The 14,998-nt window shown below is 63.0% G+C and carries 13 protein-coding genes; 7 read left to right on the forward strand and 6 right to left on the reverse strand.

Annotation, left to right across the window (positions count from 1 at the left end):
- The first annotated feature begins 14 nt into the window (after positions 1-14).
- Entirely contained in the window at positions 15-701 is a 687-nt protein-coding gene (locus L8U58_RS09230; protein ID WP_269955196.1) for an MBL fold metallo-hydrolase, read from the forward strand.
- A gap of 130 nt (positions 702-831) precedes the next feature.
- Positions 832-1,683 (forward strand): DoxX family protein, encoded by an 852-nt coding sequence (locus L8U58_RS09235; RefSeq protein WP_035002542.1) that lies wholly within the window; start codon positions 832-834, stop codon positions 1,681-1,683.
- A gap of 59 nt (positions 1,684-1,742) precedes the next feature.
- Here L8U58_RS09235 and L8U58_RS09240 read toward each other — a convergent pair whose 3' ends face one another.
- Positions 1,743-2,693, reverse strand: coding sequence for a hypothetical protein (locus tag L8U58_RS09240; RefSeq protein WP_269955197.1), 951 nt, complete (start codon positions 2,691-2,693; stop codon positions 1,743-1,745).
- A 256-nt stretch (positions 2,694-2,949) separates the two neighbouring features.
- On the opposite strand from L8U58_RS09240, the gene L8U58_RS09245 reads away from it, so the two are divergent.
- The gene (locus tag L8U58_RS09245) at positions 2,950-5,247 is read left to right on the forward strand and encodes a HelD family protein (protein ID WP_269955198.1); all 2,298 of its coding nucleotides are present in this window, start codon (positions 2,950-2,952) and stop codon (positions 5,245-5,247) included.
- Here L8U58_RS09245 and L8U58_RS09250 read toward each other — a convergent pair.
- Complete coding sequence (locus L8U58_RS09250) at positions 5,244-5,678, reverse strand: universal stress protein (RefSeq protein WP_034966036.1); 435 nt, start codon at positions 5,676-5,678, stop codon at positions 5,244-5,246. The genes L8U58_RS09245 and L8U58_RS09250 overlap by 4 nt on opposite strands.
- A gap of 10 nt (positions 5,679-5,688) precedes the next feature.
- Positions 5,689-7,836, reverse strand: a complete 2,148-nt coding sequence (gene uvrB, locus L8U58_RS09255; protein WP_269955199.1) for an excinuclease ABC subunit UvrB — start codon at positions 7,834-7,836, stop codon at positions 5,689-5,691.
- Between the two features lie 85 nt (positions 7,837-7,921).
- Between uvrB and L8U58_RS09260 the strand changes: the two genes are divergently transcribed.
- Complete coding sequence (locus tag L8U58_RS09260; RefSeq protein ID WP_269955200.1) at positions 7,922-8,854, forward strand: YdcF family protein; 933 nt, start codon at positions 7,922-7,924, stop codon at positions 8,852-8,854.
- Positions 8,855-8,858: 4 nt separating this feature from the next.
- On the opposite strand, the gene coaE is transcribed toward L8U58_RS09260, so the two are convergent.
- Together coaE and L8U58_RS09270 are read right to left on the reverse strand one after the other, a co-directional pair.
- A complete protein-coding gene (gene coaE, locus L8U58_RS09265; protein WP_034971573.1) occupies positions 8,859-9,443 on the reverse strand; it encodes a dephospho-CoA kinase in 585 nt (194 codons plus the stop codon).
- A gap of 16 nt (positions 9,444-9,459) precedes the next feature.
- Complete coding sequence (locus tag L8U58_RS09270; RefSeq protein ID WP_034975800.1) at positions 9,460-9,807, reverse strand: hypothetical protein; 348 nt, start codon at positions 9,805-9,807, stop codon at positions 9,460-9,462.
- A 61-nt stretch (positions 9,808-9,868) separates the two neighbouring features.
- Between L8U58_RS09270 and L8U58_RS09275 the strand changes: the two genes are divergently transcribed.
- On the forward strand, positions 9,869-11,116 hold the full coding sequence (locus L8U58_RS09275; RefSeq protein ID WP_269955201.1) for a DUF4185 domain-containing protein: 1,248 nt from the start codon (positions 9,869-9,871) through the stop codon (positions 11,114-11,116).
- Positions 11,117-11,129: 13 nt separating this feature from the next.
- On the opposite strand, the gene L8U58_RS09280 is transcribed toward L8U58_RS09275, so the two are convergent.
- Positions 11,130-12,446: an acetyl-CoA C-acetyltransferase gene (locus L8U58_RS09280; protein ID WP_034966024.1), complete on the reverse strand. Its 1,317-nt coding sequence runs from the start codon at positions 12,444-12,446 to the stop codon at positions 11,130-11,132.
- 228 nt (positions 12,447-12,674) lie between these two features.
- Here L8U58_RS09280 and L8U58_RS09285 point away from each other — a divergent pair, with 228 nt between their 5' ends.
- Both L8U58_RS09285 and L8U58_RS09290 read left to right on the forward strand, forming a co-directional pair.
- Positions 12,675-14,021, forward strand: a complete 1,347-nt coding sequence (locus L8U58_RS09285; RefSeq protein WP_269955202.1) for a 3-oxoacyl-ACP reductase — start codon at positions 12,675-12,677, stop codon at positions 14,019-14,021.
- 44 nt (positions 14,022-14,065) lie between these two features.
- Entirely contained in the window at positions 14,066-14,995 is a 930-nt protein-coding gene (locus L8U58_RS09290; protein ID WP_269955203.1) for a MaoC family dehydratase, read from the forward strand.
- Positions 14,996-14,998: the final 3 nt, after the last annotated feature.

Below are 14,998 nucleotides of genomic sequence, written 5' to 3' on the forward strand. Positions count from 1 at the left end.
GTTAATGTGGTGCCATGCAGCAAGTCACTGAGTTTAGCCATCTTTCCGCACCGCGCGACGTGCAGGTTCTTCGTACTGACGCCCACACGTACGCAGTGACGACCGTGGGTTCTATGGACAACAATTGTTGGTTGCTGTGCCGGGGCGGTGAAGCGCTGCTGGTGGATGCCGCGGATGACGCGGAACACCTGCTGGGGTTGGCCGAACAGCTGGGTGTGCGCATCACCGATGTGCTGACCACCCACCAGCATGCAGACCACACTCGCGCACTGGCAGACGTGCTGGAGGCGACAGGCGCCCGCCATCACGGGCCGCGCCTGGATGCCGAGGCGCTGCCCGTGGCGCCGGATCGGGTATATGGAAACGACGACGGGGCGCGGGAAGCGTTGGATCTGGCCGGCGCACAGCTGCCAGGGCTGGGTCTGCAAGTAATCGAGCTACGGGGCCACACCCCGGGCGGCTTGGCAGTGCTGGATCTGGCCGCCGGGCGCGTGCCACGAGCGTGGGTGGGCGACAGCGTTTTCCCCGGCGGCGTCGGAAAAACAAATAGCCCCGAGCAATTCCAACAGCTCCTCGGCGACGTCACCGATAGGATCTTCACCCTGCCCGACGAAACCCGAATCCACCCTGGTCACGGGGATTCCACGTCCGTTGGGGAGGAAAAGGACAAGGTCGATGAGTGGGCCGCTCGAGGCTGGTAAAGACCAAGAGTCGGAGTGTTAGCATCCGCTCGGCGCATCACTAATTCGGGTAGCCTGGGAGATTGTTCGAGCACGACTAAAATGTAGTCAAGGGTCGTGCCACCAACTAATGAGGAGTGTGTAGACCCAAATGTTCCGTACCCTTGCTCGCCCGCTGCTGGCCTCCGCTTTCGCTGTCGACGGTGCACAGATGCTGCTGAACAGCAACGAATACGCAGAGGACGCTAAGGCCATCAACGGCACGCTACGTTCCGTACTGCCACAGGACAAGGCCGGGCTGATCCCCGACGATGCGGAGACCACCGTGCGCGTCGTAGGCACCACCAAGGTCATTGCCTCTGCCCTGCTAGCTACGGGCAAGGCTCCGCGTCTGGCTGCCGCTACCTTGGCCGCCGTGCAGATCCCGACTGCGCTGTCCCGCCACGCTTTCTGGAATGCCTCCAACGGCGCTGAGCGCAAGGAGGAGATCCGCGGCCTGGTTACCGATCTGGCTCTGCTGGGTGGCCTGGTCATCACCTCCGCTGACACGGCCGGCAAGCCGGGCCTGAAGTGGCGCGCCCAGCAGGCACTGCCGGGTAAGTCCGAGCAGCAGAAGATGATCGAGAACGCGCAGACGCAGTCCAAGGCGTTCGCCGCCAGCGCCTCCGACCAGGCTCAGGGTTTCTTTGCCAAGACCAAGGAGGTCGCTGGCCAGGTTCAGGAGAAGGTCGCTGATTACGTCGACGAGCACCAGGATGAGTGGAAGGAAACCGCCGAGAACCTGCGCGAGCGCGCAGCAGAGTTCGGCGACCAGGCTTCCGACTACGCACAGTCCGCTGCGGCTAAAGCGCAGGGTGCATGGGAGGACTTCGACGCCGAAGAACTGAAGAAGGACGTCAAAAAGGCAACCAAAAAGTCCCGCAAGCGCGCCCAGAAGGCACAGAAGCAGGCTCAGAAGCGAGCAAAGAAGGCTCAGAAGCAGGCACAAAAGCGCTTCAAGTAAGAGCTGGTAGAACAGAAAAGAACCCCTGGTGAACCAGGGGTTCTTTTGCGTTGGTTGGGTTAGCGCGGGCCGAAGTTCTGCATCAGGAAGTTAGCGATAACTCCCAGTGCACCGATCACTCCCAGAACTCCAGCGATGATGCCGAAGATCTTGCCTGCTTCTCCATTGCCGAGACTGCCTAGCAGGCCGTTGATGTCGATGCCGCTATTACCGTTCGATTGCATCTGACCAGGATCCTGATTTTCCGGGAACTTGCCAGGGCGAATGCTTCCGTTGTCAGCGACCTTGAGTTGGGTGCGGGTATTTTCCAGGTATTGGCCGTCGCCCTTCCGCATATAGGAGGCCTGCATCGAAGATGCTTCTTTTAGCCCGCCGTTCACATGGGAGTACGCATTAGCAGCGCCGTAAGCGGTGTACTTGGGATTGATCATCAGCCAAAGGTGGCCGTTTTGAGCGTTTGGGCGCCCCTTGGCCGCTCTCAAAGCCGATTCTTCTCCCCGCCCCCACAGCTGCATGATCGAGTGGCGCAGGTTCGCGCTGGACGAAAGGTTCTCTCCCCAGGACTGCTCACCGTTGCGCTTCGCACTCCACACAGAAGCGCAATCTGAGATTTCGCAGGAATCATTTGTCGGGCGCTTGTGAGCAAGGCTTGGCCAGACCAGCGTTTCAGCTGCGCGCTGAACCGCAATGAAGGACATGTTGGAGTCGACCCGGGCTGCCTTAACGTAAGCATCCTTGTTGGCGTAGCCAGCCTTATTGGCTGCTTCGCGGAGGGTGGTTCCTTCAAAGGGCACATTCTTGTCCCACATTTCTCCACGAATGTCGTAGAGCGCCTTCTGTACGTCTGCTCCCTGGTTGGAAATGACGTCAAGGGTGACAGTTCGGCTCAGCGGAACGTTTAGTTCCACCCTGGTGGCGGGATCCGGTTCTGCGTTGGCAACTCCGGTGAAGATGGAGGAGCTTACCGCCAAAGCGGCAACGGCTGCAGTGAGCTTCTTTGCGGGTTTCATGGCTATAGGAGTTCCTTTCATCCAAGCCAAAGGATCCGTGCGGATCAACAGGGTAGGTAGAAGAGAATGAGTAGCCGCTTGGGCTGACAAGCATTCAACTTACGATTTTATACGCTCTTACTTATATGCCCTATATATTCCCACCGTTATCCCCCCCGAACGGAAAACCCTGGACATCCACAAGTATCGACCGAAGGGAGTAGGATAGCGTGCTCTATCCTTAACACCCCCACACAGAAGGGACCCCGCACCCACCTTGGCGCCCAACAACGACATCGCCGCCGAGCAAAGCTATCTCGACGACCTCCTATCCCGGGTAGACCACGCCCGCGAGAAGCTGGAACAGCGGCTAAAGGCTGTCCGACTGGAGGCCGACATCGACGACCCGCAGGGTCTGATGGTGCGCGACCGCGAGGCTCGCGACATTGCTCAGCGCCTGGATTCCTACTCCGCTGCGGAAGTTGGCCTCATGTTCGGCCGCATCGACGTCGAGGACGAGGAAGCGGAAAATCCTGTCGCGGGAAACGAGAAACTGGATCGCCGCTATATCGGGCGCATCGGACTGCACGACGACGATGAACAGATGCGCACCCTTCTGATGGACTGGCGCGCTCCCCTAGCTCGCCCCTTCTACCTGGCCACCACCCTGCACCCCGACGGAGTTCATTCCCGGCGCCACATCACTACCCGTGGACGCACGGTGCGCAGCGTGGCAGACGAACAGCTGTCCACCGCGGCAGCCCCATCTGAGTCTGTGGGCGCTGGGGCGCGAGGTGGCGTCGCCAAAGAAGAAGCCCTACTCGATGCCGTCAACAGGGCACGCACCGCCTATATGCAGGACATCGTCGAGACCATCGCGGCGGAGCAGGACACAATCATCCGCGCCGAACACCGCGGCGTAACTGTTGTCCAGGGAGCACCCGGAACAGGCAAAACAGCCGTGGCGCTGCACCGCGCTGCTTACCTGCTATACACGTGGCGTGAACAGCTAGACAACACAGGCGTTCTGATCATCGGGCCGAACGACCGCTTCCTTTCCTATATTTCCCAGGTGCTGCCCTCGCTGGGTGAGACCGGCGTGGTGCTGGCGACCCCCGGCACGCTGCTGCCGAACCTGCACACAGTGCCCGAAACGAACCTGCTGGCGCGCGAAGTCAAGGGATCCGAGGAAATGCTGACGATCCTGTCGGATGCGATCAAGTCGTATCAGACCGTGCCGGAAGACAACATCGACATCACCATCGCCGGGCTCAACGTGCAGCTCACTCCGACCATGGTGCGGGCAGCCCGGGCACGCGCGCGACGATCCCGCAAACCGCACAACCACGCGCGGGCGGCCTTCCTGGACCATGGGCTGAACGCGCTGGCGGACGCGCTAGGCAAGAACATCGGCGCAGACCCACTGGGTGGGGCGAACCTGCTGAGCAAAGGCGACATCGCCACATTGCGCGAAGAACTCGGAGCGGACCCGACGGTCGTGGATGTCCTTGGGCAGTTCTGGCCCGAGCTGCGCCCCACCCAGGTTTTGGAACGGCTCTATGCGGATCCGGCTGCCATCGCCGTGGACTACGACGAGGACACGTGGCGCGGCCTGGCCACCCACCCCAGCGGCGAATGGACGGATGCCGACGCGCCACTTATCGATGAATTGATCGACATGTTGGGATATGTCTCCGACGAGGAAACCGCCGCCGAAGAACGCGAACAGTGGCTGGAGAAAATCACGGAGGCGCAAGAGGCACTGGACATTTTGACGGGTTCGGCCAGCCAGGATCTGGACGATGGCTTCGCGCCCGAAGTGCTGATGGCCTACGACGTTATCGACGCGGAAACGCTGGCCGCCCGCCAGCAAGTGCGCGACGAGCGCACCACCGCCGAACGCGCCGCCGCGGATAGCCGCTGGGCGTTCGGCCACGTGATTGTCGACGAAGCCCAGGAGCTCAGCCCCATGGCTTGGCGGATGGTGTTCCGGCGCTCGCCGAACCGGTGGATGACGTTGGTAGGCGATCCCGCGCAGACCGGCAATCCCGGCGGGGTTGATAGTTGGGCGGAGGCTCTATCCCCCTTTGTTGCGGATCGCTGGCAGCTGCACCAGTTGACGGTGAACTACCGCACGCCGAAAGACATCGCGGACTTGGCCGCGCCGCTGCTGCAAGAGATCGACCCGACCCAGTCCGTACCGCTGGCCCTGCGCGAATCGGGCACCGGAGTGCGCTATATGCCGGTTGAGGGTGCCGAGCTCGGCTCGAAGGTTCAGGCCGCGGTTGAGCAGGCTCGGGAACTCACGGGTGAAGAAGGCCTTATCGGCGTGATCGCCACCCGCCCGGAGCCGCTGCAGGCGGCGTTGTCCGAGTCCACGGATACCTCCGGCGCGGAGGTTGTATTCGTCGACACGGCCGCGGCGAAGGGTCTGGAATTCGACGAGGTTGTGCTGGTCGAGCCCGCGGACATCGTGGAGGCCTCGCCGCAGGGGCTCAACGATCTTTACGTGGCCATGACCCGCGCCACGCAGGGGCTAACGGTCGTCCACGCCCGCGAGTTGCCCTGGAATTAGTCCCTTGTGCCGACGGTGTGGACGATCATCACGTCGCACTCGGCCTGGCGCGCAGCGTCGGCGGGAACGCTGCCCAGCAGACGTCCCGTCAGCGAGTTAATGCCGCGGTTACCCACCACCAGCAGGTCTGCCTCTTCGCTCTTCACGATGCTCATCAGGGCCTCTACCGGGTCGCCTTCCTTCAGCACCGCGCGAACCTTCTTCGCGCCCTCCCCTTCGGCCTCTTTTCTTGCGGACGCCAACACCTCCGCCGCCGACATCTCACCTTCCACAGCAGTGGAATTCTGGGCCGCGTTGTCCGCGTGCTCCCCCACGTAGGCGCTGGCCAACACAAGATCGGCATCCATGGCCGCAGCCACACCCGCGGCACGCCGCACTGCTAAAAAGGAAGATTCTGACCCATCGGTTCCGACGACGACTGTGCTGTACATAACTCTGATCTTACAACCCAGCCTCGATCATGCCCCGAAGTTCCTTTTTTAGGTCTGCAATTTCATCGCGCAGCCTACCCGCGAGTTCGAACTTCAGCTCCTTCGCCGCCGACTTCATCTGTTCCGTCATCTCCTGGATCAGCTTCTCCAGCTGCGGGCGTGCCATCGGCTCGTCACTGGAGCCACGCACCAGCGCCCAGTCGGCCTCCGGCGATTCGCCTCGCCCGCCGGCGCTGGAATCGGCGCCGGTGCCGCCTGCGGCGTCCCCACCAGACTCCGCTTCGAGCTCCGCAACCTGGTCCAAGATATCGGCGATCTTCTTGCGCAGCGGCTGCGGGTCAATGCCGTGTTCCTCGTTGTAGGCGATCTGCTTGGCGCGGCGGCGTTCGGTCTCGTCGATGGCGTACTGCATGGAGTCTGTGACCTTGTCGGCGTACATGATGACCTCGCCCGAGACGTTACGGGCAGCGCGACCGATGGTCTGGATCAGCGAGCGTTCGGACCGCAGGAAGCCTTCCTTGTCCGCATCCAGGATCGCGACCAGCGAGACCTCCGGCAGGTCGAGCCCCTCACGCAGCAGGTTGATGCCCACCAGCACATCAAACTCACCGAGGCGCAGCTGGCGGAGCAGCTCCACGCGCTTGAGGGTATCGATGTCGGAGTGCATGTAGCGGACCTTCACGCCGTGTTCCAGCAGGTAATCGGTGAGATCCTCGGCCATGCGCTTGGTCAGGGTGGTCACCAGCACGCGCTCGTTCTTCTCTGTCCGCTGGCGGATCTGTTCGATCAGGTCGTCGATCTGGCCCTCGGTCGGACGCACCTCCACCTTCGGATCCACCAGACCAGTCGGGCGAATGACCTGCTCTACGTACTCGCCCTGAGCGGCAGCGATCTCGTAATCGCCGGGGGTGGCGGACATGTAGACGCACTGGCCTTTTCGATCGTCGAACTCCTCCCACGTCAGTGGGCGGTTGTCCAGCGCGCTGGGCAGACGGAAACCATGCTCCACCAGGTTGCGTTTGCGGGACATGTCGCCTTCGAACATGCCGCCGATCTGTGGAACGGTCACGTGGGACTCGTCGATGATGGTGAGGAAGTCCTCGGGGAAGTAGTCGATCAGGGTGGCGGGCGCGGAACCGGCGGCGCGGCCGTCGATGTGGCGGGAGTAGTTCTCGATGCCGCTGGTGAAGCCCACTTGCTGGATCATCTCCAGGTCGTATTCGGTGCGCATGCGCAGGCGCTGGGCCTCCAGCAGCTTGCCGCGGTTTTCCAGCTCGTCCAGGCGCTGCGCCAGTTCCTCCTTGATGGCCTGCATGGCCTTTTCCATGCGTTCCGGGCCTGCCACGTAGTGGGTCGCGGGGAAGATGCGCAGCTCGTCGACCTGGCGAATCACGTCTCCGGTGAGCGGGTGGATGTAGTACAGCGCATCGATATCATCGCCGAAGAACTCCACGCGCACCGCCAGCTCCTCGTAGGCGGGGATGATGTCCACCGTGTCGCCCTTTACGCGGAACGTGCCGCGAGTGAAGGCGACGTCGTTACGGGAGTACTGGATATCCACCAGCAGGCGCAGGAATTGGTCGCGCTCGACCTCCTCGTCGACCTTCAAGACCACCGAGCGGTCCAGGTAGGACTGCGGGGTGCCGAGGCCGTAAATGCAGGAGACCGAGGACACAACCACCACGTCCCGGCGCGACAGCAGCGCGGAGGTCGCAGAGTGGCGCAGGCGCTCCACGTCCTCGTTAATGGACGAGTCCTTCTCGATGTACGTATCCGTCTGCGCGATATACGCCTCCGGTTGGTAGTAGTCGTAATAGGAGACGAAGTATTCCACCGCGTTGTTCGGCAGCAGGCTACGCAGCTCGTTGGCCAACTGGGCGGCCAGGGTTTTATTCGGCGCCATGACCAGGGTGGGGCGCTGCTCCTTTTCGATCAGCCAGGCGGCCGTCGCGGACTTACCCGTACCGGTGGCGCCCATCAGCACCACGTCGCGCTCGCCTCGGTTGAGGCGCTGGTGCAGTTCTTCGATCGCCTTCGGTTGGTCGCCGGCGGGTTTGTAATCGCTAATGACCTCGAACTTCGCATTCGAGCGTTCGACCTCCCCCACGGGGCGGAACTCGGAGTACGACAATTCGGGACGTTCTGCTGCAAAGGCCATGTGGCCAAGTCTACGTGTCGCCCCGGACAGCCTCTGCCGTCCCGCTGCCCAGCGCTGGCCACGCTCCCGGTTTAAGGTTAATCACATGAAGCTCTTCTCCCGCGGTCGTGCCGCTATTGCCCCTGTCATCGCTCTTTCGCTCTTGGTTACTCCCTCTGTCGTTGCCGCGCCAGCGCCGGCTGTGCCCGCCGTTCCACCGATCGTTGTCGGTCCCGCGCCGATCGGCCCCAACACCGTCGTTATTCCGGGCGAACTGTTGCCGGTCGGTCCCAGCGGTGCGCGTACTGCTCGCACTGTTGATGACGCCTACTCCGCAGCCGCCATTGCCGCCCAGTATCTGCACAAGGATCCGCGCCCGGCGCTGGATCGGCTCTCCCCTGCCCGGCGCGCCGAGGTTAGCCACATCCTCAAGGTCTTGGAAGCTCCTGTGAAGGCTCCTGGCAAGGCCACCAATCCGCGCGCAACCGTGGTCGTCTTGGGCAATGGCCTGAACCCGGATGGTTCCGTGCACCCCAACCTTCAGCGTCGCCTGGAGGTTGCCCGCGATTACGCCCGCAAGCACCCGGCTAGCCCCATCATCACCTCCGGTGGCAAGACCGAGCACGGCCACGTGGAGGCCGAGGCGATGAAGAGGTGGCTCGTCCGCGCCGGGATCTCCCCGAAGCGCATCCACGTGGAGGGCAACTCCTGGTCCACTATTAGCAATGCGTGGCACAGTGCCCGCCTTTTCAACAGCATCAACAAAAACATCCGCGGCAGGAAGCTACCGCGCGAGCTGGTGATTGCCACGACTGATAGCCACCTGCACCGTGGAGTGAGCGACTATCGCATTGCCTTCGGCCCGCGCACCACCGTCTACGGCCTGGCCTCCAAGTCCGATCCCGTGCAACAGCGCAACCTGAAAAAGGAGCGCACCTCCCGCTACCGCGACGCGGTGGGGCTATTCATCTTCCCGGAGACGATCGTGGCCGACGGTCTGCCGCCGATCTTCGGCGCGGGAATCCCCCGGTTCTGGTAAGCCTCTAGAGCCCGGCCCAGAAGCCGTCGACCTGCTCGAGTAGCTGTTCTACGGTTCCGGAGTTATCCAGCACCGTGTCGGCCGCGGCCAGGCGGGTTTCCCGATCGATCTGGGCGGCAATGCGGCGGCGAGCATCATCCTCATCTAGACCACGGTGCTGCACGAGCCGCTCGATGCGCAGCTCGTCGGGAGCATCCACCACCAGCACGTGGTCGACCTTGTCCACCTCGCCATTCTCGATGAGCAGTGGCATGTCGTAGACCAGCGCTTGCGCGCCGGACTCCCTCCCCTGCCGAAACAGCTCCTCGGTGCGGGCGCGGATGCGCGGATGGGTAATCGCGTTCAGCTTTTCCGTCGCCTCCGGGGTGGCGAAGGCTTGGCGCGCCAGCTCTGCACGGTTCAACGTTCCGTCGGGGTTTAGCACCCCATCAAAAGCATCTGCCAGCTCGGCCAAAGCTGGCTGGCCGGGTTCGACGATCTCGCGCGCCACCAGGTCGGCGTCCACAATAAAAGCACCGTGCTCCGACAACCGCGAAGATACGGTCGACTTGCCGGAGCCGATGCCACCAGTCAGTCCAATTGTGATCATGAGGCCATGCTAGTGCCTACAGCGAGCCGGCCAGAGTGTTTCCGGCCAGACGGCACTGGTAGTAGCTGGCGGCGAGGTTGCCGAAATCCACGCGCAGGCCATTGGCCTTGTGGATATCCTGCTCGGCGACAGCGGCATCCCACTGCTTACGGATCTGCTCAATCTGCTGATCCAGCTTCTGGCACGCCTTGGGCACCCGCGAGGAGCTACCCGTGCTACCCGTGGCCGGAGCCTCGACCTCCGGCAGAGGCTGCAGGGTCTCGGGGGCAGAGTCAGCATCCGCAGCACTGGCGATGCCCACCGCGCACGAAAGGCTCAAGCATGTAGCGGCAGCGATGGAAGCAATGCGAGAAAAGTTAGCCATAGTCGAAAATATAGCGAAGCATAGCGGGCAATGCAGGCCAGCGTGTGCGACTATGGTCGACATGCACAAGATTTCCGCCTCTCGCCGTACCCTCGCCTCCACTTTGACCGCCGGAACCATACTGGCGACCGCCACCGCAGTGTCCGCCCTGGCAACAGGCCAGGCCGCCGCGGACCCGTGCTGGACCTACAGCCCCACCCTGAGCGATGGGCTCGCAGCCAGCAGCAGCGGATCGCTGGCGGGCAGCCTCGGCCAGCCGCAGTGGCTCACCGGCAAGCCCGAGGGCATGCCGAAGGTCACCGGCAACACCGAGGCGGTGCACATGCTGACCGGGCGATTCGCCCCAGATCGCACCGACAAGACAGGCTTGAGCTCCACCGACCTGGGCATCATGTGGGATTCCGGGGACGGGCGTGTGCTGGCGGCGTTTGGTGATTCCTTCCGCTGCGGTGCGGGTGACAACGGCTGGCACTCCAACGCTTTGTACGAAACCGATGACATGGATCCCTCCAACGGTATCCACCTGGGCGGGCCGGCAACCGGTGCGCGCTCGGAGGAGTTCCTGCCCGCGTCCTTGAAGATCAGCGGGGTGGAAATGACGGTCATCCCCACCGCCGGCATCGAGGTCGGCGGTGCACAGTACGTGGACTTCATGTCGGTCCGCGATTGGGGCAAGCCCGGCCAGTGGCGTACGAACTACGCCGCAACGGCGAAGTCCACCGACGGCGGAAAGACGTTCTCTGTGGTGCCGGGCTCCTACCGCACGAGCTCGGCGGCCTCCGGTGACGGGCGTCTTCCGGACTTCCCTGCCCACCGACCGGGCGCGGATAACTTCCAGATGACGGCCTTTGCTAAGGCACCAGAAGGTGCAGAGGATGGCTACGTCTATGTCTACGGCACCCCGTCCGGCCGTTCCGGGCAGGCCCGCTTGGCGCGCATCAGCGAAGCTTCGTTCCCGGACTTTAGCTCCGCGGAGTACTGGGATGGCAGTGGATGGAGCTCCCGTATGGACTCCGCCAAGCCGGTGTTGGACGGGCGCGTTTCCGAGCTATCGGTGCAGTACAACAAGCACCTAGGTAAGTGGCTGGCTCTGTACGAAACCACGCAGGGCATGGTGCTGCGCCAGGCGGATAAACCAGAAGGACCCTGGAGCAGCGCGAAAACGCTGATCTCCAGGGCCCAGGTGCCGGATATCTACGGCGGTTTTATGTACCCACACCAGACCGATGGGAACCTATACTGGGTGGCTACCTCATGGCACAGCTACAACGCTGTGGTGTACAAGACTGATCTGGCGAAGGTTTTCTAGCGCTGCGAGCGAACTAGCGCTCGATGATGGCGACGATACCCTGACCACCTGCAGCGCAGATGGAAACCAGGGTGCGACCGCCGCCGTTTTCCTCCAGCACCTTCGCAGCGGTGGCGATGATGCGACCGCCGGTGGCGGCGAACGGGTGGCCAGCTGCCAGGGAGGAGCCCTTGACGTTCAGCTTCTCGCGATCGATGGCACCCAGGGCGCCGTCCAGGCCTAGGCGCTCGCGGCAGTACTCGTCGGACTCCCAAGCCTTCAGGGTGGCGCAGGTCTGGGAAGCGAAGGCCTCGTGGATCTCGTAGAAGTCAAAGTCCTGCAGGGTGAGGTTGTTGCGCTTCAACAGGCGGGCGACCGCGTAGGTCGGGGACATCAGCAGGCCGTCCGGGGTCATGCCGTCGCGACCGTTGATGAAGTCCACGGAAGCGACCTCAGAGTCGACCAGGTAAGCCTTAACCGGGATGTTGTGCTCTGCCGCCCACTCCTCAGAGGAGATCAGGACGGCGGAAGCACCGTCGGTCAGCGGGGTGGAGTTACCGGCGGTCATGGTGGCCTTGGTGCCGTGCTGCTCGGCATCCTTCTTGCCGAAGACCGGCTTCAGCTTGGCCAGCTTCTCCACGTTGGAGTCCGGGCGCAGGTTGGTATCGCGCTGCACGCCCAGGAACGGGGTGATGAGATCCTCAAAGAAGCCCTCGTCGTAGGCCTTGGCCAGCTTCTGGTGAGACTCGGCTGCCAGCTGGTCCTGCTCCTCGCGGCTCAGGCCGAACTCGCGGGCGGTGATGGCCGCGTGGTCGCCCATTGACAGGCCGGTGCGGGGCTCGCCGTTGCTCGGCTGCTCCGGGGCCAACTGGGACGGGCGGATCTGGCCGACCAGCTTCAGGCGGTCGGTGGTGGTCTTTGCATTGTTCAGCTTGATCAGGGTCTTGCGCAGCTGATCGTTAACGGCCAGCGGTGCGTCGGAGGTGGTGTCTACACCGCCGCCGATGCCGGACTCGATGCGCCCCAGGGCGATAGCGTCTGCAACCTGCACCAGGGCAGCCAGGCCGGTGCCGCAGGCCATCTGCAGGTCAAAAGCCGGGGTGGTGGAGGACAGTGCGGAACCGATAACGGTCTCGCGGGTCAGGTTGAAGTCGCGGGAGTGCTTCAGGACGGCACCGGCGACGACCTCGCCCAGTTCTTCGCCCTGCAGGCCGTAGCGAGCCACCAGACCATCGATGGCAGCGGTCAGCATGTCCTGGTTCGACGCATTCGCGTATTCCTTGTTGGAACGGGCGAACGGGATGCGGTTGCCGCCCAGAATGGCGACCTTGCGGGGTGCTCCGTTAGTCATAGTTTTTGTGTCACTCCATCGAAGAATGTGAATTGAAAGAACGTTTTCCTACACGGTGTGCTCGATCACACCGTATGGTTATACATGAGAACATACATTGTCTCGGCAACGCACGTGTACGTATTGCCAACAAGACTCGTATATTTCCCGCTCACTTCCCCGCACCATGCCAGGTATAAGGCACAGTAGGGGCGAGTAAGTAGTTATCAATTTGAGGAGTTAAAGCAAGTGCCTGAAAACCAGGATGCATACCTGAAGTTCATCAACTCGGACCTCGGCAAGAAGATCTCCAAGCAGGCTGGCCTGCCGGTACCGACGAAGCTGCGTCGCTACAAGGAGGGCGAGCCCGCCCTGGACGGCCGTGTCCTGCTGGGCGGTTCCGGTCGCCTGGTCGGCCGCATCGAGGAGCTGCTCGCCGACGACTACAAGGTCTCTACCTCCGCTGGCGATAACAAGTACGCCGGTCTGGTATTCGACGCCACCGGCATCACCAAGCCGGAAGACCTCCGCCAGCTGTACGACTTCTTCCACCCGGTCATGCGTCAGCTGCAGCCCTGCGCCCGCCTGCTGGTCATCGGCACCACCCCGGAGCTGATCGATGACGCTGACGAGCGCATCGCACAGCGCGCCCTGGAGGGCTTCACCCGCTCCGTCGGTAAGGAGCTGCTCCGCGGCGCTACCGTCCAGCTGGTCTACACCGCCCCGGATGCGTCCGCTGATCTGGCTGGTCTGGAGTCCACCCTGCGCTTCGTGCTGTCTGCTAAGTCGGCCTTCGTGGATGCACAGGTTATTCGTGTTGACGCCCAGTCCGCGACCGCCCCGGCAAACTGGGACAAGCCGTCTGAGGGCAAGGTCGCAGTCGTCACCGGTGCTGCCCGCGGCATCGGCGCCACCATCGCAGAGGTGCTGGCTCGCGACGGCGCGAAGGTCATCTGCGTGGACATCCCGCAGGCTGGCGAGGGCCTGACCGAGACCGCCAACAAGGTTGGCGGCACCGCCCTGCCGCTGGACGTCACCGCTGATGATGCTGCCGAGAAGCTGAAGGAGCACGCTGAGGCTCGCCACGGCGGCCCGATCGACATCATCGTCCACAACGCCGGCATCACCCGCGATAAGCTGCTGGCCAACATGGACGAGGGCCGCTGGGATTCCGTCATTGCTGTGAACCTGGTCGCCCCGGTTCGCATCACCGAGAAGCTGCTGGACAACGGCGGCCTGGCCGACAACGGTCGCGTCATCGGTGTGGCCTCCATCGCCGGCATCGCCGGTAACCGTGGCCAGACCAACTACGGCGCCACCAAGGCTGGCGTGATCGGCTTTGTGGATTCCTTCTCCGAGAAGCTGGCTGACCGTGGCATCACCGTCAACGCTGTGGCTCCGGGCTTCATCGAGACCCAAATGACCGCCGCCATCCCGTTCGGCACCCGCGTCGGTGGCCGTCTGCTTTCCTCCCTGCAGCAGGGTGGCGAGACCGTGGACGTCGCCGAGACCATCGCTTACTTCGCTTCCCCGGCTTCCCAGGCTGTCACCGGCAACGTTGTCCGCGTCTGTGGCCAGGCCATGCTGGGCGCTTAAGACGGACCTCTTCGAGCGAGCTGTAGAGAAAGGAGCCACAACCAGTGGTTGACTACAAGAAGCTGGATTCCATCCCAGTGCTGATGGACGAGTACCGCAACGCTGTGAAGGATGTTGTTCCGGGCGTGGGTAGCCCCCGCAGCGCCAAGGAGAATCCGACAACTGCGTTCAAGGTTGAGGGCGTCAAGATCAAGGTGCCAGAACTAGCTGCCTACAACGCGGCAACGGGCCTGCGGCTGCGCAACGAGCTGCCGATCACGTACCCGTACGTGCTGAGCTTCCCGATCGTCATGAAGATCCTGACTGCCTCGGACTCCCCCGTGAACGCCGTGGGCCTGGTACACCTGACCAACCGCATCGAACAGACCCGCGACCTGACTGTGGACGATGTGCTGGACATCCGCGTGCACGCGGAGAACCTGCGCCCGCACACCAAGGGCGTGCTGTTGGATGTCGTCACCGTCGTCTCCGTCGACGGCGAGGACGTGTGGAAGCAGACCAGCGGATTCCTATCTAAGGGTGCGAAGCTTTCCAGCTCCTCGCCCTACAAGGACAAGCAGCCGACCGATGGCCGCATTCTAGAGCCGGTTGAGTTCGATGAGTACAACGCAACCCCGACCGCGAAATACCGCGTAACCCCGGCGGATATTCAGGAGTATGCGCAGGCTTCGGGCGACAAGAATCCGATCCACGTCTCCGGCATTGGGGCGAAGGCGTTCGGCTTCCCGGCTGTCATCGCGCACGGCATGTGGTCCGCTGCCACGATGTTGCGCGGCCTGGAAGGCGTGCTGCCGTCCGCCGCGCGATTCAGCGTGGAGTTCGCCAAGCCGGTAACTCTGCCGGCTACCGTGGCATTCTTCGCCGAGGCTGCGGGCGACAAGGCCTACCCGCGCCCCAGCGAGTGGGATCTGCAGCTGCGCAAGGCTTCCAACCTGAAGACTCTGCACGCAGTGGGCAAGGTCGAGAGAATCTAGCCA

Source organism: Corynebacterium macclintockiae (assembly GCF_027570165.1).
Lineage (GTDB): Bacteria > Actinomycetota > Actinomycetes > Mycobacteriales > Mycobacteriaceae > Corynebacterium > Corynebacterium macclintockiae.